Source organism: Acinetobacter sp. ANC_7682 (assembly GCF_056779795.1).
This window is the reverse complement of record NZ_JBWYIQ010000029.1, coordinates 19062-41653: the sequence shown is the minus strand read 5'-3', so window position 1 is coordinate 41653 and position 22592 is coordinate 19062. Positions and strand designations below refer to the sequence as shown.

Sequence of the window (22592 nt, the reverse complement as noted above, 5' to 3'; positions counted from 1 at the left end):
CAGAATTAGGTCGCCCTCATACCCAAGTTGTCTCTTAAATTTGAGTAGCTTAAGGGAACTCAGCCTTTCAAACCTTTATGCAACAAAGCCCTTCTGCATTAGTTGGAATAATAGATACTATAAAAACTAAAATTTTAAATTTTGTATTAGAGATTGAAATGTTAGATAAAGATGCTGGAGATTTAGAAATTAATTCAAATTCAATTCCTCAGGATAAAGTTGCTCAAGTTTTTAATATTCACATTGCAGGTAATGTTCAAAATTTAGCTTCGGGTAATCATCAAAGTACGATCAATCAAAATATTTCTAACAAAATCCCTCAAGAATTTTTAGAGCTTTTGACAAAGGTTAAAAGTTCTAATCTGGATGATCAAATTGTCACAGAGCTTGAAAAGCGAATTGAATCTTTAGGTAATTCTGTAGGGAAAGAAAAATATAATGATAATTATAAGGAGCTAATGTCTTTTGCATCTAATCATGTCACAGTATTAGCTTTTTTAGCAACTTACATACCTATGCTTTCAGGATATTTATAACTTGAAAAAATGCCATCATCATCTGTCGAAATGGACAATAAAAAGTCATTCATACTCAGTTATAGTGACTTCACCATTTCTAAAAATATACGGAGAACAAAAATGGTTACAGCTGGCTCTAAACCGGGAACAGGTTTCTATTTTTGCGTTCAATGTGGGCATCGTGCTTACTTAGAAATTGGTACTGATCGTTTACCACCGTGTACCAAATGCTTAAGCAATCAATTTAAAAAATAATTCGCTCAAGCAAACACACTAAAACAGACACCACTGTTTTAAACAAAAGCCCTATTACACCATAGGGCTTTTTTGTTACCTTAAGAAAATTAAAAACATATTAATAAAAAGGTTCACTATGGAAACGATACTCGGTTTATGTCTTGGTATAGGATTAAGTGCTGCATGTGGCTTCCGCGTATTTGTTCCATTATTGGTGATGAGTATTGCTGCCATTATGGGCATTTTTGAACCCATCAAAGGTTTTGAATGGTTGGCGATGCCATCAGTCTGTATTGCACTTGGTTTTGCCACACTGTGTGAAATAGGTGCTTATTACATCCCATGGGTAGATAACTTACTTGATACCATCGCAACACCTGCCGCGATGGTGGCTGGAACATTGACGACCATGGCTGTAAGCTCTGGTGAAATGTCGCAATTTGCAAGTTGGGCTGCTGCAATCATTGTTGGTGGTGGAACAGCAGGAGCAGTGCAACTTGGGACAGTGGCAGCACGGGGTGTATCGACCGCAACCACGGGTGGCGTGGCAAATCCTGTGGTTTCTACAGGTGAGTGGGTCAGCGCATTTGTGATTTCCGTATTGTCATTTTTTATACCCGTATTGGTAGTGATCGTTTTACTAATTGGTGTGGTTTGGGCAGTACGCTGGATTCGTCAGAAAAGACGCATGGTAAAGAATGCCGAAACTCCCCTTTAAAATCTCAATGGAACATCATAAAAATATGTTGAATCACGATTACCATTCCAATTCATGTAAAAATTATACTGGCTAAAAACATTATAAAAATCATAAAGGAGCTCAGCTGATGCCTGTGCTAAAAATATTAAAGCGTCATGGTATATCAGTCGCAATACTTATGGCATGTTCTATTGCTTCAGTACCATTATGGGCGAACACTCCACAGCAGAAACCACTAAGTCCGGAAGAAATCAGACTTCAACAGCAAGCCAAAAAATTTAAGGACTTTATTCCAGACCAATATTTTCTGTTCGATGCCGTAGAAGGTGATTTGAATCAGGATGGCCAAAAGGATGCCGTACTGATTGTAAAAAAAATTGATCCCAAAGGGTGGGTGAACCATCCTGATCAGGGCAAGCTGGATCGTAACCGACGTGGCATTCTGGTGCTATTACAGAATCAATTCAAATATCAAAAACTGATGCAGAATCTGACTGCATTTTCATCGGAAAATGAAGAGGGTGGAGTTTATTTTCCGCCAGAACTCAGTGTAGATATCCGCAAGAATATTCTGGGGATCCATTATGGACACGGTCGTTATGGCTATTGGAGTTATAAGTTTCGTTTAGAGCAGCAGGATATGCGTTTGATTGGTTATGATCTTTCTAGTAATCATGGCCCATATACTGATTATAGAGTAAGTATTAATTTTCTCAGTCATCAAAAAAAGCATTCACAAAATATCAATTTGGCAGATCGGGATCTTCAGGAAAAATTTAAGCATACCTGGTCCAAAGTGAATTATTCACCAATCTATCTGTCCAAAATCAAGGACTTTGATGAGCTGAATTTTGAATAGTTTTTTAATGAGGTTGGTGCGAACTTTGCATGATCATTTGCAGTAAAAATGATTGCAAGAGGAAGAATCACATGGAAATGAGCAGCATAGCTAAAAATGAAAAAACGTCTTTAGGTGTTAAAGTTCATTTGATGGCAGGCTGGCCAATTTTACTATTACTCATTGGTGGCGCAGTAGGAGCGGTATTGGGCATCGTTGCGTATGTGATTAACCTCAAAATTTACAAATCTGAATTATCTCAACTACAGAAAGTACTCGCTAATCTTATGTGTGGCATGTTTGCCATGATGTTGTGGTGGAGCATTGCATCTTGGATTCAAGCAACTCTCTAAAATGGAAGGTCAGCTTGAATTTTAATTGCAATATTTAGCTCAAAAACGCTAAAAAAAGTGTATCAATGAGCCTATTTGGGAAAAAATATTATATTTATAAGGTGACATGAAATATTTTTTTATTTGATGCTGAAATTCGTTAATCTTAGGAAATTAATCCCGACACTGTCTCGCTATTATATATCTCAAGGGTGTGACGGGATCGAAAAGAGTAGATTGCTACCAGTTGCGTACAACGTGCGTGTAGTACTTACCCAAAAGGTCTTGATTCGGCTTAGGACGCTATAAATCAGAAGTTTATAGGCAATAGGGTTATAACTAACAAAGTTATAATAGTTGAAGTAAACAACATGTTTTCCCTGACACCCTCAAAATTCTCTTAAAAAAATTATAATTCTCAATTCTCAATTCTCAATTCTCAATTCTCAATTCTCAATTCTCAAATCGTTCATCTTATAAATTGACACTGTGTTGATCAGTTGCTATTTTTCCGCATCCCAAAGAAATGCTCTGTTCACATGCCTTTAGACGATAATTTTGTATATATGCCACCTCAAGGTCCGCTTAACATCGTCTATGAAGATGATGATTTGGTGGTCATTGATAAACCAGCAGGATTATTGTCTGTGCCAGGACGCTTGCCTGAGCATCATGACAGTGCGTATTTAAGAGTGATTGCTCAATATCCAAATGCAAAAATTACCCATCGTTTAGATATGGCAACCTCTGGAATTTTGATGTTTGCAAAACATCGTGATGCTGAAGTGGCTGTGAGCAAAATGTTCCAAGCACGCACCGTGAAAAAAAATTATGTGGCACTGGTGCAAGGTAAAATTGCACAACAGGGACAAGTAGACTTGCCTTTAATTACGGACTGGGAAAATAGACCGAAACAAATCGTTCATTTTGAATTTGGAAAACCAGCCTTAACACTGTTTGAATTGGTCGCTTATGATGCGCATTTAGATATTAGTCGTGTCTTGTTGACGCCAATAACGGGGCGTTCTCATCAATTACGCGTACATATGCAAGCCATAGGTCATCCGATCACAGGTGATAAACTCTATCATCCAAACCCTAAACTCAGTAATTTAGGGCGAATGGCTTTGCATGCAAGTTATTTAGAGTTTCAACAACCGTTGAGTGGTTTTGAAATTAAAATTGTGAGTGAAGTTCCATTCTGAATGAAATGCTTCAAGCAAAATACGTATTGTGAGTGCACAACTAAAATTTAACAATTACGATCATATAAAGTTAAGAACAATTTCTAATGAATTCTTCTCCAAAATGAAATAAATATAGGCTACTCTAGGATATTGTATACGCAATAACCACAATAAGGATGAACGTATGAGCCGTGATTTAGAACAATTTCCAAATGATGATAATGGCGATGTACTGTGGCAAATGTTCCAGGATGGAGATGATTTAAGCGAGCCGCATGAGATTGAGTACTCAATTGCTTTTAGCTCTAAAGACAAAGCTGAAAAATGTGCCTTGTTCTTGCTTCAGGAAGAACAAAAGATCAGTTTATTTATTGATGAAGAGTCTGAATCCGCAGAATGGATTATCACGATTTATGTGTATATGGAGCCAGAATACTCAGATATTGTGGATTTAGAAGAATGGTTTACCAAAATAGCCAATGATTATGATGGTGAGTACGATGGATGGGGATGTATGGCATATGTATATGATGATGAAGATATAGAAGATGAGTTTCAAAGCTAAACAAGGCTAGAGCCAATAAAAGAACCTAAGTGATTGAACTTAGGTTTTTTATTTAAACCTTATAAAATGTAAGGTTTTTTTTCTATTCGCTAGATGAAAGTGGTATATTGAGCAAAATTTTTTTAATTTTTTGGATTTTTTATGTCTTTGCCAAATTGCCCAAAATGTTCCTCTGAATATACTTATGAAGATGGGGACCTCTTGATCTGCCCAGAATGTTCACATGAATGGAAAGAAGGAGAGACACTCGAAGAAGTGGTTCAGATCAAAGATGCAAATGGCAATCTTCTTGCAGATGGTGATACCGTAACGGTTATCAAAGATTTAAAAATTAAAGGTTCATCATCCGTAATCAAAGTCGGTACTAAAGCAAAAAGTATTCGTTTGTTGCCAGATGCAACGGATGGTCATGATATTGATTGTAAAGTAGATGGTTTTGGCGCAATGAAACTTAAGTCCGAATATGTAAAGAAAGCATAAGCTTTTATAATGGCTTCAGTGAAACTGGGGCCAATTTTTTTATGTGATAATAACTCGTCGTTGGTTTTAATTTGATTATAATGATAAGTTTTAATAAATAATGGTTGTTTTTTATCAATTTAAATTGAATTTTAGATACAAATTAGAATAAAAATTTCTTTGCTTGACACAAAATAACATTACACTTTTTCTTTAAAAGTGTTAACTTCATCACACTAATAACAATAAGGTCACATCATGTCTATTCAGATTGAGGGTAATGGTGTTGCTGCTCATGAAGTATTAGCGCAATTAAAAGAATGGGATTCAGCATTAGTGGGTAATAATGTTGATGCGTTAATCGAAAAATGTGCGCAAAATGTAAGTATGTTTGATGTCAGCACCCAACTTGAGGGAGCTGAAGCTTATCGAAAAGAATGGCAAAAATTTAGTCCCTATTTCTTCGATGGAATGCAAATCACTCGCCGTGATGTAAAAGTGCATGCGAGTGATCATTTGGTTGTATTACACTGTCACTCTAAAGTGGAACATAAAGCCTTAAAAGGTCAGCTGCAAATGCCTTGGTGTCGTACAACACTATGTCTACAAAAAACCAATGAACAGTGGGTGATGGTACACCAACATATTTCTATGCCTGTAGACTTAGCAACGGGAAAGGCTATCATCTTGAAGGATAAATCTAAATTAAGGCTTGTGGTTTAGCGAATCTTGAGCATTTAGATGGGCTTAAACAGTGTTATCTTTCATGAATGAGTTAAATTCTGGAGACGTGTCATGGGATTTTATGATTTTTATCGTTTGAGTTCTCATGCGGTGATCACCAACCCAGAGGGACAAGTCTTATTACTGAAAGCAAACTATGCCAATTACAGTTGGGGGTTGCCTGGTGGTGGTTTAGATCAAGGTGAAACCATACATCAAGTTTTGCTCAGAGAGTGTAAAGAAGAAATAGGTTGTGATGTAAGCATCCAGTATTTGTCTGGGGTTTACTATCACGCACAGGTAAACTCACACACCTTTATCTTTAGATGCATGATTGAAAATAATGCCCAAATTCAACTCTCTGAGGAACATACGGAATATGCATGGTTTAGTCCAGAGCAACTGTCTGAGGTTCAACGCACTCGTGTTCAAGACTGTCTGAATTTTCAAGGTGAAGTTCGGAGTTATTCATTCTAGAATTTAGAAATTAGACAGTTGGCATAATGTTTTGAAAATGATTGAGCTTAGCAATGATTTCATCTACTTGTTTCAGACGTTTCACTTCATCCCATAACAGTTTTGCTTCAGGATAATGTTTAGACATCATACCTAGCCATTGCTTATAACGTCCGACCATATTCATTTCTTTTTTATAAGAACCATTTAAGAAGCGAATTTGGAGTGTAATTAAATCGCTCCATTGTAATATCGCTTCGTCTTTATTTTGTCGGATGCATTGTGTGACATCGGGTGTTGTCACTGCTGCACGACCAATCATTAGATCTTCACAACCTGACTCTATTAAACACTGGCGCGCATCTTGGTTATTCCAGATTTCACCATTGGCTATCACATTAATGCTAAGCGCATGACGAATGGGTTGAAGTTGATCCCAAAAGGCGGGTGGGGTATAGCCATCTGCTTTTGTTCGTGCATGAACGGTCACCCAAGCGGCACCAGCATCTTCTATAGCATGTGCATTTTCCAGGGTGAAATTACGATCCATATAACCTAAACGCATTTTTGCTGAAACTGGTATTTCAGCAGGCACTGCATCACGTACAGCTTTAACCAGTTGATACACTGTTTCAGGTTCATCCAATAATACAGAACCACCTCGATGCCTGTTTACTGTTTTAGCTGGACATCCAAAATTCATATCAATTGCAGGTGCACCTAACTCCACCGCTCGAACGGCATTTGCAGCCAACATGGTTGGATTATTCCCTAAAAATTGAACATGAACGGGTGTTCCTGCTGCTGTTTTGCCATCGTTGAATAATTCGGGACAGTAAGAATGATAGATGTGATCTGGAAGGACAGAATCAGTGACACGGATAAACTCAGTTACACACCAGTCGAAGCTGCCGACATGTGTGAGAACATCACGCATGATGGGATCAGTTAAACCTTCCATGGGTGCTAAAACGAGTTTCACATGGTCACCTGAATATGGGAAAAACGGTGTTATACGGTGTTTTGTATAGCTTGTCTAGTCAGAAATTTCACACAAAAAAAAGCCCAAACTTATGTTTGGGCTATTCGCTTCCAATTATTGATATTTAGCCCATTGTAGGTCTGCATTTTTAATGGCGATGAAATCATTTGCATTCACATCATCAACTTTATTTAAATTTTTATATTCATTTTTGGGAATATAAATATTTGTACCAGCACCCATTGTATTGTGTTGTTGAACACTAGTATACGGTGGGACACCTTGAGAGCTGATATTACCAAAGATTCCATTTTTTTCACCGATACCACATGCTGCACTACCTTCAACATTACTTCTTGCTAATACGTCACCATAAATTTGTGCACATGCACCAATACGCACAACTTGATTAGACATCAAGGCAACTAAACCAAGTTCTAACTTTGTTATTTCTTTATTATCAATAGTCACTGTATCAAGTGTACCGTTAGGTAATCTATTGGTGTTTTTATACATCGTATTCGCATCTTGGCACAAATTCACTGGCGTCAAGAATTTGTTCGATAAAGTTGCAGGTGTTGTTGCAGGTGGACTAACACTAAACTTAGTATTAGACGTAGTGCCTAAGTTACGTGAACAAATTAAGGCATCTGTTGCATTTGGATTTCGCGTAATATTACGAGGCGAATAAATGCGAGGAGACATCGCAATCGCATCAATATCACCTTCAGCAAGGAATGTATTGGTGAATACAGAATCAGTACTATCCGCCGCAAGATTCGCTTTACCAGAAATAATTAATTTACCTTCGAAATACAGAATACCTGGAGCAAAACTTGCGTTATCGAATGTAGATGTATCCATTGAACGAATATACCAAGTGTCTGGTAATGTATAATCGTAATCTTTAGGCCAACCAAATATAGTTCGGTCTTTACCATCAAGACCATTAAAATCTAAACTGACACGTGGAAGATATCCAATAATTTGACTTGTACAATAACCGCTTTTATGGTCAGTACGTAGACCTAAACTATTGGTCATGATCTGTTCTTCATGAATAGTTTCACAAATAGCACCCACATAATCTTTGCTATTCAAGGTGTATTTCCCTAAATAGAAACCTCGTGAGCCTGAGTTTGAGTTCTCAGGGTCAATTTTCATGATTTGAGTTTTATTTCCTGAAGCATCTACAGCAAACTGTTTGTGAATATTATTAGTAGCGTCATACTCATACATGTAAGTGATTTTAGAGCTCTCATTGCGAAGATGATTTAAATATACGCGAGCAGCGCCATATTCACGTACGAAAATATAGTTTGCATCATTTCGATATTGACGAACATCGACTCTGGTTTCAAACGTCATATTTTGAATTGCTTCTTGAATACTGGCTATGGTTTCAGAAACATCGTATTTAGGAATATCTGGAAAAGTACTGAGCTGAGGGATGCTTGTGAGTTTTTCATAAATTTTTCCACTAATTGCATTCTTAAATCCTTCAACTACACCATTCTGGTTTGAAGTACTAAAGTTGGCAAGATAGACATCACCTTTTACGTCTTCAGTAATAAGACCATCTAATAAGCGTAATGGACCATTAGAATACACATTTCCACCAATCCAACTTGTACTTAAGCGGACTCCAGCCTTGTACACGCCAATCCCTTGTTTCGACTGATTATGAGCATAGGCCGATTGCTCAATTTTGGAGAAGGTATCAAGGTCAATAAATTCTTTGGCTCTTACACTGCCCTTAACGTCACTACTAGAAATATTAACTTTCCCGCCTGATGTAATATCACCCGTAACAACACTAGTTCCGATCATTGTTACGTTGCCACCTGCCATGACATTTCCGTTGACTTTACTAGAAACGGAAATATTGACATTCCCTTGGTGTGTGGTAATAGAAGACACTTCGACATTCGTGCGTAGTGTTACATCTTTATTGGTATGTAAGTTTGCAGCATAGCCTCCTTCTGTAAGACTAATATTTCCGTCAGTGGAAATATTTTGAGCTTTAGAACCAAGAGAAAGTGTGACATCACCAATTGCTTTAATATTTTCTGCTTTGACATTGGTTAACAGTTTAACCCACTCACCAGATGAAATATTGCCAAAATTTCCGCCGTTAATAATGTGAACATAGCCCTCAGCATTGATGTTAATTACAGCCCCATTTCTTGTACCACAGGCATCAATTAAGCAATCAATATAGACATTTCCACCTTTACCATCTTTGTCTTTCTTAACGTTAATAGTTAAGTTTTTGATATTTTGGATTTTGAAACCAGCTTGTAAGGACAGGCTACCACCATCGACATTCAGTTCGACATATTCATCTGGTTTAGTTGGATCTTCGCCGGAAATAGTAGTGCCAGACATAAATGTTTGACCAGTGAAATTAATAACACTCTTGTACTTAATCAGGTCTGCTGCAAGATCATAGATTGCTTGTATCGTAGTAGCTGATTGAGCTGACCCACTTTTCGACAGAATATTTGCGATGACAATACATTTGGTTCCAGTAGAACCATCTGGGTTATTGGTTAAACCATTGCAACCTTTTACATCTTTTACTTCAACCGTGACATAACGTTGGTTGGTATCATCATTTAAAAGCTGAATTTCACCTGTATTTAATAAGCTTTGGCGAAAGTCATTAATATCGGTATCCTTATATTTTTTTAATAAATATTCACGAAAGGCGCTAACACCTGACCATCCCATGAGTTGTACGTTGGTTTGTGCATGCGCAGCAACATTTGCTTCTTTGTTGGAGATCAGTGATTTTGCAACAGTCGATGTTATGATCATCACTGTAAGCCCGATGAGCAAGACCAAAAGAATAGTGGCCATGCCTTGCTGCTTTCTTAAACTATTCATCTTTAATCTCGCTCTTAAAGGTTAACAATGTTATTAAGACAAACAGTATTACTCACTGTTTGACCAATATTTGAATTTTGCATTTCATCTGCGTATTGACGATTGGCAGTAATCGTCAGTTGGCGCGTACCTTTGGAGTTGTTTTTATCAATTCCAAAAGGTGTACAATTTCCCGGTGTTAATACAAAGTTAAAAACGGTGCCTGTTTCTAAGGTCTTAAAGGAAACAATATGCTGTTTTTCATCAGGTTGGCTAAAAGTTTCTATATTTAATACTGCTTCAGACCCACAGTTATTCTTTTTAAGAAAGATTAAGCGATATGTATCACCTTCTTTTTCTTGAGTTAATGCTTCACAGTTGTAATTAATCGTTGTATTTGCAGACATTAAGCTTGTTACAGGATCTGGATTCATTCGCCAGAAAACAGCAGGTAAATTTTGAGTGTCCACTCCTACAGCAATATCTGATGTTTTTCCTGAACCATAGCCTGCATTTTGAACGAGCTTCTGTGCAACTGATAATGCTGTTCGTATTTGAGCATCGTATTCCGAATCACGAGAAGAACTAATACCAATTTGAGTCGTCTGTTTAAAAAGCATGAGCATCATTAGCATGCATAACATTGCAATGACTAATCCAACCATCAACTCAACGAGCGTAAATCCTTTTTGACTCATGATTTATCTCCCGACTCGATAACAATCTAAGCCTTCCATACTGTCTTCAGCGCAGGTCTTGGCATTAGATTGATTTGTACTCGCAGCTAACACAGGCCATGTAATTTTTGTACCTGCGACACCGCTCGTTTCACTAATATTTTCAGAATTCAAATTGCAATAAATGTAGTAGGTATTACCATTTAATGTGAACGATTTACTTTCGGTAGATTGGTTATTGAATGAAGCACAAACATCAGTTGAGTCAGTAGATATAGTGATGGTTTGTAAGCGATTTTGCAGTTCATTTATCACTATATTGTCAATGTTCATATATCGTTGTGTGTTCAACATTTTGCTGATTGCTAAACCGCTACCAAAAACAATAATCGAGAATATAAGTAAACCAACAAGAGACTCCAACAATGTGAAACCACGTTGATTAGTTGATTTGAATGTTTGCTGATTCATTATTCTTCTCAACTGTAACGGTTAAATTTAAATTTGAATTGCACGTTGCTGATGCTGAACTTGCAGCAACCAACATCCCATTCGAGTTAAAAGATAGACAATAAAACTCTGTATTGTTTACTTTGAAAAATACATTCGATGCATAGGGAATTTTTTGAAGGATATAGTTTTGGTCAGGCGAGTTGCCGTCACTTGTTGAACACGCATCAGTATTGTCCTTAGCAACACGAATGACTCTAATTTCTTGATGGGTTTTATCTATACAAACAGATGCTGCTGCAAGTGAGGACTCTTGATTATTCGTGTTTCGAATTGCTGCAGAACGGGCTTGATAAGTCGCATTTTTAATACCTGCTAGCGCTCCATCAACATGACTTTGATCTACCCAAGCTCTGGTTAAAGAAGTACCTACAAATAACAAAATAGCCAGTACAACGATCGTAATCATTAGTTCGATCAGCGTGAAACCAAATTGTTTTCTATAACCAGTATTTTGCATATTATTTCACCCAGTCAGTATATGAACCACAACCGGACACGGTACGAGTTCCATCATTTTTGAGTGTTAATGTACAACCTAAAACTCTTGCTTCAGTTCCTATTGCCTGAACCGCATAATTCACACCATCTGATGAAGTGTACGTAAAATTAAATGAATCAGAACTTGGATTCCAAGTTGTAAATTTAGTTTTTACTGCGTTGGTATTTGATAAGGTTTCTTTAGGGTAGTTTAGTGTTCTTTGATATGCATTTTCAGCACCTAATGAAAGTGCGATTAAATTCGATTGAGCTTCTTTGATTTTTGCTTTGGTGACGTAGTTTTGATAACTAGGTACTGCAATTGCGGCCAAGATTGCAACAATAATAATGACGATCATTAATTCGATTAAGGTAAAACCTTTTTGCAATTTCATACACACCCCAAAATAATCATCAAAATATCCATTTACTAACTGTAACATTAGTTACTAACCTAAATAATAACAACTTATAGGAGACTAATGGGGGCTATTAAGCGATGAATAGATTATTAATATTAATTAATTAAATAATTCAAATAATATTAACTATTATTTATTAAATCATCATAAAGGCTTAATGTGGTTTTTTATTTTAAGCAATTGATTTCAATTGCTATTTTTAATATAAAAATTTTATTTATACTTAAAATTTATTTACCTATATTTTAAATGTATTTAAAATATATAAAATTTAATATGATGTGATATTTATTTAATTATTATTATTTATTGTGATTTAAATCACACAATTGTTATTTTCCTAGAATCATTTCTAATACAAATTTTGATCCAATAAAGCCTATTGCAAGTAAAATAAAACCAATAATGGTAAAGCGTCTCGCTTTTTGACCGCGCCAACCAAAACGATAATGTCCAAATAAAAGTGCACCGTAAACAAACCAAGAGACAATACTAAACGCTGTTTTATGTGCCAAATGTTGTGCAAAAAAATCATCAATCGTAAAAAAGCCGAAGATAAGTGCAGTACTTAATAAAATGAAACCTGTAACAAGCATATCGAATAACAAAGATTCCATTGCTTGATAGGAGGGTAATAGATTTACCCAAACACGATGTTTCTGTTTGTTTTTTAACTCACGATCTTGTAACCACAACAAAACTGCGTGAATTGTTGCCATTAATAGCACTGCATAAGCTGAGAGTGACAAAATAATATGGACATCAAGTCCAAACGTGTTCTGTTTAAGTGTAAGTATAGGCTGGCTCAGGGAATAGCCTAAAATTAAACCCAATGCAGCTACTGGTATTCCAATCAGATTTAGCGCAAGTACAGGTCGATAAGTGCTATAAAGCAGGCTCAATAACAGCATGAGTGCTGAAGTAAATGAAAGGAGATTAAAAACGTTATAGTTAATGCCGAAAGGCGTTTTCATATCTATCAATAAGACGACAGCATGCAAGATCAAGCCTAATCCAGCTACGAGACTGATAAACCAATGATTAGGGACACGTTTAGTCATTAAATGGGTAAATAAATACCAAAAGGCAGTGGTATAGGCGATCAATGCTAAAATTGTGTAAACCAAAGGGAGGCTAATCATGTCAAACCTTTTTATGGATGCTGAATATTCATCTAATAAGATATAAATTCCAAACGAACTACAGTATCCTATAGCATCTTATGCATAAATTTTCTATTTTAAGAAAGATTTTTTTGCAACAACCATTTTAAGCGGATTTTGCAATGTTTGATACCTTAACAGAACGACTCACGCAGAGTTTAAGAAATGTTACTGGCTCTGGGCAACTGACCGAAGACAATATTAAAGATACGTTACGTGAAGTGCGTATGGCACTTCTTGAAGCCGATGTTGCACTTCCTGTAACTCGTGAATTTATCGCGAAAGTTAAGGAAGAGGCATTAGGTCAAGAGGTGATGTCACAGTTATCTCCAGGCCAAGCATTCGTCAAAATTGTTCATGATGAACTCACCAAAATGATGGGTGAGGCAAATGAAAGTCTTGATCTTGCTGCAAAGCCTCCCGTTGTTGTTTTATTGGCTGGTTTACAAGGTGCAGGTAAAACGACGACTGCTGCAAAATTAGCTCGTTTTTTACAAGAGCGTCAAAAGAAAAAAGTCGCAATGGTTTCTGCCGACGTCTATCGTCCTGCAGCGATTAAGCAGCTCCAGACTGTAGCAGGTGAAGTCGGCGCGATTTTCTTTGAATCAAGTGCTGATGAAAAGCCAATTACGATTGCAAACCGAGCAATTGAACAAGCCAAAATTCAATTTGCGGATGTATTGATTGTCGATACTGCAGGTCGTTTACATATCGATGACGATATGATGGGCGAAATTAAAGAATTGCATGCAGCGATTAATCCTACAGAAACACTGTTCGTTGTAGATGCAATGACCGGTCAGGATGCTGCAAATACAGCAAAAGCATTCAATGATGCATTGCCTTTAACCGGTGTGATTCTTACAAAAACTGATGGTGATGCGCGTGGTGGTGCGGCACTTTCTGTTCGTGCAATTACTGGTAAGCCTATTAAATTCTTGGGGATGGGGGAGAAACTCGATGCCCTTGAACCATTCCATCCTGAGCGTGTAGCACAACGTATCTTAGGTATGGGTGATGTGCTTTCTTTGGTCGAAGAGCTTGAACGTAAAGTCGACAAAGAAAAAGCTGAAAAAATGGCGAAAAAACTGCAAAAAGGCGGCAGCTTCAACTTTGAAGATATGCTGATGCAGTTTGAACAAATGAATAAAATGGGCGGTATGATGGGCTTCTTAGACAAGTTGCCTGGCATGAGTAACTCAGGAATTCAGGATGCGATTGCTCAAGCAAATCCTGAAAAGCAAGTGAAGAAAATGGAAGCGATTATTCAATCGATGACCATCAAAGAGCGTCGCAATCCTGACTTGATGAATCCAAGCCGTAAAAAACGTATCGCAGCAGGTTGTGGTATGGATGTTGCTGAAGTCAATAAGCTGATCAAACAACATGCCCAAATGGCAAAAATGATGAAAAAATTTGCGAATCCATCGGGTATGGCGAAAATGATGAAATCATTAAGCGGTATGCAAAAGAAATTTGGTGGCGGCGGTGGCGTTGGTCCGTTATTTGGTGGAAAAGACCCAAAATAATTCCCAAAATTTAAAAAGGCGCTGTGGCGCCTTTTTTCATGCTACATAATTTTGCAAACTTACTATTTAGTTTAAAAAATAATCAATTCATGATGTTGAGAATACAGTCAAGAGTGCAAGAAAATGACACAGGTTTATGTTGTGCATGGATATACGGCAAGCCCTGAAGAAAATTGGTTTCCATGGATACAACAACAAGCTGATCAGTATGGTATTCCATTAAAAGTATTGAGATTAGATCCTTCTGAGACGCCACAATTAGGAACGTGGGAACAACAAATGAAAGAGCAAATAGCTCAAATTGATGATCAAACAATTTTTGTTGCTCACAGTCTCGGGTGTATTGCAACTTTACATTACTTAAGCCAAGTGCTTTTAAACCAAAAAATCAAAAAATTAATTCTAGTTGCTGGTTTCAATGGACGTTTAGGGCGGCTTGAGCAAGTCAATCCATTTATTGATGCTGCTGATATAGATTTTGAACTCATTCGTGACCAAGTTCATGATCGCGTGGTCATTTATTCTGAAGGTGATGAGCGCGTTCTGCCTAAATTTAGTTTCCAGCAAGCTGAAAGTATTGATGCACATGTCGTTGCTGCTGAACATCAAGGCCATTTTATTGATTCAGAAGGTTGTACGGCATTGCCTGAGGTCTGGGCTGAGATTATTCGAGATTAATTCAGAAGCTATAAGCTCTCACTGACGTGTTTAACGTGATGTCACCCACATATTGATTTCTGCTCTAAAGACAAGCGCTTGGTTTTGATCATGGACTTCGATACACGCTACAAATCTATTTGGTATGGATTGACCCGTTTGAATTGGCGTCAGAGGATAAGCAACTGCTGTTAAATCGGTCGTTGCTTTTTTAATATAGTTGACTTGCATACCATCGGGTATCCATCGATGGCTTGGTGGAAGAGTGACTTCTGTCATTAGACCACCTGTAAGCTCTGCCAAATTAGACAATGCGATCGCATGTACAGTATCGAGGTGATTTAAAACCCTTTTTTCTTTAGACATCTGGACCTGACAAAAATCTGGTCTCAATTCAATAATTTTCGTGCGAATCGATTTGAAATAAGGTGCTTTGAGTTGAATCATTTGATTGAAAAGCACTTTCCCTAAGGGAAGTTTCTTCGCAATATTCCAAGCATTTAACGTCTTGTTATTCATGTTGTTCAGCCTACTTTTTATATTTTGGAGGTGTGTACTGATACTGAGTGAATAATTTTTTGTTTTAAGAGACACTCAGTTCAGCAGACCTGATGACCAAGTTATGTTTTTTGTTGCGCAACAGCAAGATAGCGTTGTAAGCCTTTTAATAATAAATCGGTTTCAATTTTCGGGTCATAAGATTGTAAATATTGAGCAAAAAGTGCTGCATCTCCACCTGTAAGGATTAATTTTCTTGGTGATGTTATTAAAACTTTTTCGATCATACTGACCAATCCCAATAAAATACCATGATGAACAGCATCCATTGTATTTTGCCCAGGACTTAACTCATCAAATGCAGCATCAGGGATTTTGATCCCTTTGGTATTTTGAATAAGTGAATCTCGCTGTAGATAGAGATTTGGTACGATATATCCACCTAAATGTTTAAATCCATCTGCTAAATCAATCGTTAAGGCCGTTCCACAACTGATCACGCAATATTTCTCTTGAGGATCGGTGACGACCGCTAGAACTTGTAGCCAACGATCGATACCCAATTGATTCGGTTCTGTATATCCGCATTGAAGTCCTGCATATTCTTGATGAACTTTAGCAACGACAATTGGGATATCTAGCAGTTTTAAAATTTTGAGTATACGATCGTTATTTTTCTTGTCTTGAACAGATGAGATACCGACTTCTGATAGGTTTTGAGATTTAAAGTGTTGGATGAGACCCAACATTAAGTCCGCAGGAGATTGTAGATGAAGCTCCGCCACATGCTCTAAGATTTGCTCACCTTCCGTAATCCAATATTTTAAACGCGTATTGCCTATATCTAACCAAAGACGTTTCATCATGTATTCGCTGACCTATCTTTTCTTTATTTTTTTAAGCGTAAACGCCCTTGATACAAACCGATTAAACCTTGTTCAGTCAAAATATTAATTCGACCATCATCTCCAATACCTTTAAAGATACCTTGTACTGTTTTATTCACTTGCTCAAACTCTACAGTCTGATTCATAAAAGCAGCATAGTGATTGAAACGTCCTGAGAGATTATAACTTCCGTGCTCAAACCATTGTCCGGCTTGCATGATGGCGAGATAAAGTTCTGAAATAATCTTAATTCGATTTGGATGAGCTAAACCCAATTGCATAATGGAGGTGGTTTGCTGTTCGATTGCTGCATCAGAAACAGGCAATAAATTAACACCAACGCCAACAATCGCCTGATGTGGGGTTACAGGCTCTACCAAAATACCACCCCATTTACCTTGCACACTATAAAGGTCATTTGGCCATTTGATTTGTAAATGATCCAATGACTTAAATGAAGGAATTTGCAAAATATTAAGTGCAATTTCAAGGGATAGTCGACCATCTAAGGGTGTTTTGGTTTCTAGCAATGTGCTTAAATAAATATTCCCGACTGGGGAAACCCATTGTCGTTGATGTTGTCCACGTCCCTGAGTTTGAGTCTCACTGCATACAAGAATCCCCTGTACACCTTTTTTGATGAGTGCACGTACTTCATCATTGGTTGAAGTGGTGCTCTGTTTTAACAGTAAAACTTCTGGAAGTTGTTGAGCTTCAGTTAAAAGCTGACTGAGGTGGCGAGTCTCTAAATCCATGTTGAATCTGAGAAGAGTAAAAGATTTATGGAGTTAATCATATATTTAGCTATTGGTGCAATCGCTGGTTTTACTGCAGGGTTGTTTGGCGTGGGCGGTGGATTAATCATCGTACCCATTTTATTTATTGTATTTACCCAAATGGGTTATGACCCAACTGTCATTATGCACATGGCGCTTGGAACATCATTAGCTACGATTGTGGTCACATCGATTAGCTCGGTTATGGCACATCATAAAAAAGGTGCAGTGTTATGGTCAGTATTTAAAAATTTAGCGCCAGGTTTGGTACTGGGTTCATTTTTTGGTGCTGGATTGGCCAGTATTATCTCTGGACCAGTGCTGCAATTGATTATCGGTTGTTTCGCAATTTGGGTTGCATACCGTATGTTCCGTGGAGCTAATGTGGTGGTCGATCAATCTAAGCAACTACCTTCTGTACCTGCTCAATTGGCTGCGGGAAGTGGAATTGGGGTGGCTTCAGCAATTTTTGGGATCGGTGGAGGAAGTTTAACCGTACCTTATTTGAATCATCATGGGGTGGTGATGCAAAAAGCTGTTGCAACATCTGCTGCATGTGGACTGCCGATTGCTTTAGCAGGTGCATTTGGATTTATGTTCTACGGACAAAAAGCACCTGCTGAAATCGAAAATGCCATTGGATATGTTCATGTTTATGCATTCATTGGCATTAGTGTAATGAGTTTTATCACCGCAAAAGTAGGAGCAAAAGTTGCACATAAACTGTCAGCAGCGATGTTGAAAAAATGTTTTGCAGCTTTGCTTACAACTGTAGGTATCTATTTTATTTATCAAGGCGTATTTTGAGAAAAATATGCCAAATAACTCTCAAAAATAGTGATGTGTATTGACTTAAAAATTTGATAAATTGTCAGACAAAGACATAGTCAGTATGATGCTATTGGTATAAAAACAATAAAATAGCATCATGCTTGATGAAGTGTGAGTAAAAAAATAAATAGGAATATTATGCAATTGGAAGAAGTGGACAGCCTTTCAGAGCAAATAGCCAGACATATAAGTGAACAGATTATTAGTGGCGAATTGGTCGAAGGTGAACGTATACAAGAATTGCGTATCGCTAAAGAATTAGACGTGAGTCGAGGTTCGGTACGTGAAGCTTTATTATTACTTGAACGCACGCATTTAATTGAAATTTATCCAAGACGCGGCGCAATTGTGTCAGAAATGTCTGCCCAACAAGTGCGAGCTTTATTTGATACGAGTGCTCTTATGTTAGGGCAGATCGTCCAGCGTATGAGTGAAACTTGGCGTAATCATGAAGCTGAGGCGCTTCAGCAACTTTTGCAATATTTAATTGAACAAGTTAAACAAAGTAATACTGAAAAATTTTACGATGGTGTATTTCAATTTTTAGCTAAGCAACAAGATATGGTAGCCAACCCATACTTAATGAAGTTTTATCGCGAACTGTTGCCATCTATACGTCGTAGTTATTTTTTAACCTTAAATACTTCGCGTAGAGAGCTCCAAGAAGCACTTGAATTAATTAAGTTCGTGATCGATGCAATTTTGATCCGAAAATCACAACAAGCTACTTTATTTATGGAAGATTTTTGCCGACACTTGCGCAATCTAGTGTTAGAGTCACTGACACGAATGAAACAAATTGAACTAGCTTGGGCGCGGAGATCGCGCAGATAATCAGGACACTATGCGATTAAGCAGCTTAAAACTCTCTGGCTTTAAATCTTTTGCGGATAGCAGCACCTTACAATTTAAAGCCAACCGTACCGCAGTCGTGGGACCAAATGGTTGTGGTAAATCCAACGTCATCGATGCAATCCGATGGGTGATGGGAGAGTCAAGCGCACGCCAGTTACGTGGTGGAAGTATGCAGGATGTCATTTTTACTGGGACAGCAAAGCGTAAACCAGTGGGAATGGCCAGTGTAGAATTACGCTTCGAAAACACCTATGGCAAACTAGGTGGAGCATACAACGCTTATAGTGAGTTGGCGGTACGTCGCCAAGTCAATCGCGATGGTAAATCTGAATATTTTCTCAATGGCACAAAATGCCGCCGCCGTGATATTACAGATATTTTTTTAGGAACAGGCTTAGGTCCTCGTTCGTATGCGATTATTGAACAAGGCATGATTAATCGTTTGGTCGATGCAAAACCAGATGAAATGCGTGTTTATATCGAAGAAGCTGCTGGAGTATCACGTTATCAAGCACGTCGTCGTGAGACGATGCAACATTTAGAACATACTCATCAAAATTTAAGTCGTCTAAATGACATTGCTGTTGAATTAAAATCCCAATTAAAGGCACTAAAGCGTCAAGCAGAAGCTGCACTTCAATATAAAGCCTTAGAGACTGAAATTCGAACTTTGAAAGTTGAGATACTTTCATTTCAATGCCATCAAAGTGAACGAATTCAACAAGAATATACAACTGAAATGACTGAATTGGGTGAGCAATTTAAGCTTGTTCGTTCTGAACTCACCACTGTTGAGCATGATTTAACAGCAACAAATGAGTTATTTCAGCGATTAATGCAACAATCCACACCACTTCAGCAAGAATGGCAACAAGCTGAAAAAAAGCTGGCTGAATTACAAGCCAATTTGGATCAAAAACAGCAATTGTTTGCTCAAAATACTTTAACTTTAAAGCAGCTTGAAGAGCAAAAAATACAAACCAAAGAGCGGATGCAACTGATTGATATTCAGTTGGAAGATTTGATCCTCCAGCAAGAACATCAAGCAACAACATTGAGTGATACTGAATCAAATGCACAGCTTGATTTACAACAATTCAATGAGCTGAAGGCAAAGCAACTTGAAGCGCAAAAATCATTTTCTGAAATAAAAGCATTGGTTGAAAAGCAACAACAGCAACGTGCACAAATGTTGGCGCAGAGTGATCAATTGGCTAAAAATGTGCTTCGAATTGAGCAGCAAAAACAAACTTTGCTCGAACAAAAATCTCAAAATCAAGCACAGTATGAACAGGATGATATTGACAATCTCCTGCATGAAAAACATGATGTACAGATTGAAATCGTTCGTCTAGAAGAAAGAATTACGACATTAGAAACTCAATTGAAACGTGATCAAATCTCATTGACTGAGCAAAAAAGTAAATGCACAGATTTGAATTCACACATCCAGATTTTGAAATCTGAACAAAAACAATTACAACAGCTTGTGGTGAAAGTCAGTCGACATGCATCGAAGAGCAATGACCCTTTAATGCAAATTTTGAAGCTAAAAGATCAGGCGAAACCTTTTGCAGCATTGGTCGAAAAATTTCTGTCAAAGTGGCTGCATGCGAATACGTTAAAGAGTGAAGATTTATTTCAGACTGAATCTGCCCGTCAATTAAAAGTTATTCAGCAAGATGTATCTGGGACTGTACTTGGTTTACCCACATTAGCGAGCTGGATTGATTTCCCCCAAAACTCATTATGGTTAAACGTTGCGATAGCTCAAGATTTTGAGCAGGCGCTTCAATTACAGCCTCAATTAAAACAAGGTGAGTCTATTTTAAGTTTGGATGGCTATCATATTGGTCCTGACTGGATGATTGGTCTGTACTTTGATGAGTCGAGTCAAGATGCTCAAGGAGCACTTAGCCACCGAATTCGATTAGATGAAATTGATTCAGAGTTGACACGAATGGTGAAAGCGCATGAGTCAATGACGCTCGAACTCGCTGAGATGCAATTAAAGCTTGAACAAAAAAATAGTGAATGTACGGAGTTACAAAAAGCGTTAAAAAATCATCAAGCTCTTGCTCACCAATTTGAAGTGAAGATTGCAAAACAGCAAATGGCTCAGCAGGCTTTTGAATCGCAAAATCTACACATCGAGTCGCAAATCGCTCAACTTGATGCGCAGCTTGAAGAAGATGCGATGCAAAAAGATGATCTCGAAATCGATTTACATGCATTGATGCTCAAGATTGAGCACAATCTTCCACACTACAAAACTTTAGAGTTTCAAGTTGAAGAATTGAATGATCAGGTTGAGCATCTCCAGGACTTAGTCTACAAAAAACAACAAGACTTAGAAAAAAACCGCCGTACTCATACGCAAAATCAGCAACAAATTGAGCTGTTGGAAAAAGATGCAAGTTTTCTAAAAACTCAATATCAGCAGATCATCACTCAAATTACACAAGCTAAAAATTTCGTGGATCCGATTCAATTAGAATTACCCACTTTGCAAAGCCAATATGAGGTTCAAAAGCAGCAGACTGAAAAGTTACAAAAGACTTGGTCCTCATGGCAAGTCGAACTTAATGAAATACAGTCTAAGCAACAAAAATTGACGGAGCTACGGTTAAATCATCAGCAAAGTGATGAGCACTTTAGAACCCAGTTAGAAGAGAAGCGTTTAGCATGGCAAGTGGCTAAATCTGATTTACAACATTATGCTGAACAATTAAAAGAGCTTAATGCTGAATTATTAGAAAATATGCAAATCGATCTGAGTCAGCACCAACAGCAGTTAGAGCAAGCACAGCGTCAGTTTGACAAAATAGGCGCTGTGAACTTAACAGCTTCAGAAGAGTATGAAGAAGTATCAAAGCGCTATGAAGACTTGAGCCATCAAATTGAAGATCTTGAAAAAACAGTCGCACAATTAAAAGACGCGATGAAAAGTATTGATCAAGAAACTAAAAAATTATTCATGACTACCTTTGATCAAGTAAATGCGGAATTGCAAAACTTATTCCCAAAGGTGTTTAATGGTGGTGAAGCAAGTTTAAGTTTAGAAGATGATTGGCAATCTGGTGTAAAGCTAATGGCTCGACCACCAGGAAAGCGAAATAGTTCTTTAGCATTGTTATCAGGCGGTGAAAAAGCACTAACAGCACTAGCATTAGTTTTTGCTATATTTCGACTGAATCCAGCACCATTTTGTGTATTGGATGAGGTTGATGCACCGTTAGATGATGCAAATGTTGGACGTTTTTGTAATTTAGTAAAAGAGCTTTCTGAACAGGTCCAATTCATTTACATTACACACAATAAAGTTGCGATGACGATGGCTACTGACTTACTTGGTGTAACAATGCCTGAGCCAGGAACATCGAAGTTAGTCACTGTTGATCTAGAAGAAGCGAAAGAATACGGTTTAGCTGCGGAGTCTTAA

25 protein-coding genes are annotated in these 22592 nt (G+C 37.6%); 15 read left to right on the top strand and 10 right to left on the bottom strand.

The features are described 5' to 3' along the window. The first annotated feature begins 77 nt into the window (after window positions 1-77). From AC1M9D_RS11290 to AC1M9D_RS11245, 10 genes are all read left to right on the top strand, one after another. A complete protein-coding gene (locus tag AC1M9D_RS11290; RefSeq protein ID WP_481612205.1) occupies window positions 78-536 on the top strand; it encodes a hypothetical protein in 459 nt (152 codons plus the stop codon). Window positions 537-545: 9 nt separating this feature from the next. Continuing rightward, window positions 546-773: a zinc ribbon-containing protein gene (locus tag AC1M9D_RS11285; protein WP_481612204.1), complete on the top strand. Its 228-nt coding sequence runs from the start codon at window positions 546-548 to the stop codon at window positions 771-773. Between the two features lie 118 nt (window positions 774-891). Beyond that, entirely contained in the window at window positions 892-1473 is a 582-nt protein-coding gene (locus AC1M9D_RS11280; RefSeq protein ID WP_481612203.1) for a DUF4126 domain-containing protein, read from the top strand. Window positions 1474-1582: 109 nt separating this feature from the next. Beyond that, on the top strand, window positions 1583-2314 hold the full coding sequence (locus AC1M9D_RS11275; RefSeq protein WP_481612202.1) for a hypothetical protein: 732 nt from the start codon (window positions 1583-1585) through the stop codon (window positions 2312-2314). A 71-nt stretch (window positions 2315-2385) separates the two neighbouring features. Then, entirely contained in the window at window positions 2386-2646 is a 261-nt protein-coding gene (locus tag AC1M9D_RS11270) for a hypothetical protein (RefSeq protein ID WP_481612201.1), read from the top strand. A gap of 518 nt (window positions 2647-3164) precedes the next feature. Continuing rightward, on the top strand, window positions 3165-3830 hold the full coding sequence (locus tag AC1M9D_RS11265; RefSeq protein WP_481612200.1) for an RluA family pseudouridine synthase: 666 nt from the start codon (window positions 3165-3167) through the stop codon (window positions 3828-3830). Between the two features lie 166 nt (window positions 3831-3996). Beyond that, window positions 3997-4377 (top strand): ribonuclease E inhibitor RraB, encoded by a 381-nt coding sequence (locus AC1M9D_RS11260; RefSeq protein ID WP_035269856.1) that lies wholly within the window; start codon window positions 3997-3999, stop codon window positions 4375-4377. Window positions 4378-4518: 141 nt separating this feature from the next. After that, entirely contained in the window at window positions 4519-4857 is a 339-nt protein-coding gene (locus AC1M9D_RS11255; RefSeq protein WP_035269853.1) for a zinc ribbon domain-containing protein YjdM, read from the top strand. A gap of 237 nt (window positions 4858-5094) precedes the next feature. After that, window positions 5095-5559, top strand: coding sequence for a YybH family protein (locus AC1M9D_RS11250; RefSeq protein WP_481612199.1), 465 nt, complete (start codon window positions 5095-5097; stop codon window positions 5557-5559). 72 nt (window positions 5560-5631) lie between these two features. Continuing rightward, window positions 5632-6036, top strand: a complete 405-nt coding sequence (locus tag AC1M9D_RS11245) for an NUDIX hydrolase (protein ID WP_481612198.1) — start codon at window positions 5632-5634, stop codon at window positions 6034-6036. Between the two features lie 10 nt (window positions 6037-6046). Here AC1M9D_RS11245 and AC1M9D_RS11240 read toward each other — a convergent pair whose 3' ends face one another. The 7 genes from AC1M9D_RS11240 to AC1M9D_RS11210 form a co-directional block, all read right to left on the bottom strand. After that, window positions 6047-6997: a tRNA-dihydrouridine synthase gene (locus AC1M9D_RS11240; protein ID WP_481612197.1), complete on the bottom strand. Its 951-nt coding sequence runs from the start codon at window positions 6995-6997 to the stop codon at window positions 6047-6049. A 114-nt stretch (window positions 6998-7111) separates the two neighbouring features. Continuing rightward, window positions 7112-9859, bottom strand: coding sequence for a bactofilin family protein (locus AC1M9D_RS11235; protein ID WP_481612196.1), 2748 nt, complete (start codon window positions 9857-9859; stop codon window positions 7112-7114). A 41-nt stretch (window positions 9860-9900) separates the two neighbouring features. Then, window positions 9901-10563: a PilW family protein gene (locus AC1M9D_RS11230; protein WP_092767483.1), complete on the bottom strand. Its 663-nt coding sequence runs from the start codon at window positions 10561-10563 to the stop codon at window positions 9901-9903. A gap of 3 nt (window positions 10564-10566) precedes the next feature. Then, window positions 10567-11013 (bottom strand): PulJ/GspJ family protein, encoded by a 447-nt coding sequence (locus tag AC1M9D_RS11225; protein WP_092767481.1) that lies wholly within the window; start codon window positions 11011-11013, stop codon window positions 10567-10569. Further along, on the bottom strand, window positions 10985-11512 hold the full coding sequence (locus AC1M9D_RS11220) for a pilus assembly FimT family protein (protein WP_481590529.1): 528 nt from the start codon (window positions 11510-11512) through the stop codon (window positions 10985-10987). The genes AC1M9D_RS11225 and AC1M9D_RS11220 overlap by 29 nt, the downstream gene beginning before the upstream one ends. A gap of 1 nt (window position 11513) precedes the next feature. Beyond that, a complete protein-coding gene (locus AC1M9D_RS11215) occupies window positions 11514-11927 on the bottom strand; it encodes a type IV pilin protein (protein WP_481587214.1) in 414 nt (137 codons plus the stop codon). Window positions 11928-12286: 359 nt separating this feature from the next. After that, the gene (locus AC1M9D_RS11210; RefSeq protein WP_092767475.1) at window positions 12287-13096 is read right to left on the bottom strand and encodes a cytochrome C assembly family protein; all 810 of its coding nucleotides are present in this window, start codon (window positions 13094-13096) and stop codon (window positions 12287-12289) included. A 143-nt stretch (window positions 13097-13239) separates the two neighbouring features. Here AC1M9D_RS11210 and ffh point away from each other — a divergent pair, with 143 nt between their 5' ends. After that, complete coding sequence (gene ffh, locus AC1M9D_RS11205) at window positions 13240-14646, top strand: signal recognition particle protein (RefSeq protein ID WP_035269264.1); 1407 nt, start codon at window positions 13240-13242, stop codon at window positions 14644-14646. A gap of 123 nt (window positions 14647-14769) precedes the next feature. Beyond that, on the top strand, window positions 14770-15324 hold the full coding sequence (locus tag AC1M9D_RS11200) for an RBBP9/YdeN family alpha/beta hydrolase (protein WP_179999002.1): 555 nt from the start codon (window positions 14770-14772) through the stop codon (window positions 15322-15324). A gap of 30 nt (window positions 15325-15354) precedes the next feature. Here the strand turns inward: AC1M9D_RS11200 and AC1M9D_RS11195 are convergent, their stop codons facing one another. The 3 genes from AC1M9D_RS11195 to AC1M9D_RS11185 form a co-directional block, all read right to left on the bottom strand. Next, complete coding sequence (locus AC1M9D_RS11195; protein WP_481612195.1) at window positions 15355-15822, bottom strand: hotdog fold domain-containing protein; 468 nt, start codon at window positions 15820-15822, stop codon at window positions 15355-15357. Window positions 15823-15923: 101 nt separating this feature from the next. Beyond that, on the bottom strand, window positions 15924-16664 hold the full coding sequence (locus tag AC1M9D_RS11190; RefSeq protein ID WP_481612206.1) for a type III pantothenate kinase: 741 nt from the start codon (window positions 16662-16664) through the stop codon (window positions 15924-15926). 26 nt (window positions 16665-16690) lie between these two features. Continuing rightward, window positions 16691-17443 (bottom strand): biotin--[acetyl-CoA-carboxylase] ligase, encoded by a 753-nt coding sequence (locus tag AC1M9D_RS11185; protein ID WP_481587217.1) that lies wholly within the window; start codon window positions 17441-17443, stop codon window positions 16691-16693. Between the two features lie 27 nt (window positions 17444-17470). Here AC1M9D_RS11185 and AC1M9D_RS11180 point away from each other — a divergent pair, with 27 nt between their 5' ends. From AC1M9D_RS11180 to smc, 3 genes are all read left to right on the top strand, one after another. Further along, window positions 17471-18271, top strand: coding sequence for a sulfite exporter TauE/SafE family protein (locus AC1M9D_RS11180; protein WP_481612194.1), 801 nt, complete (start codon window positions 17471-17473; stop codon window positions 18269-18271). A 162-nt stretch (window positions 18272-18433) separates the two neighbouring features. Then, window positions 18434-19129, top strand: a complete 696-nt coding sequence (locus AC1M9D_RS11175; protein WP_481612193.1) for a GntR family transcriptional regulator — start codon at window positions 18434-18436, stop codon at window positions 19127-19129. A 10-nt stretch (window positions 19130-19139) separates the two neighbouring features. After that, complete coding sequence (gene smc, locus AC1M9D_RS11170) at window positions 19140-22592, top strand: chromosome segregation protein SMC (protein WP_481612192.1); 3453 nt, start codon at window positions 19140-19142, stop codon at window positions 22590-22592.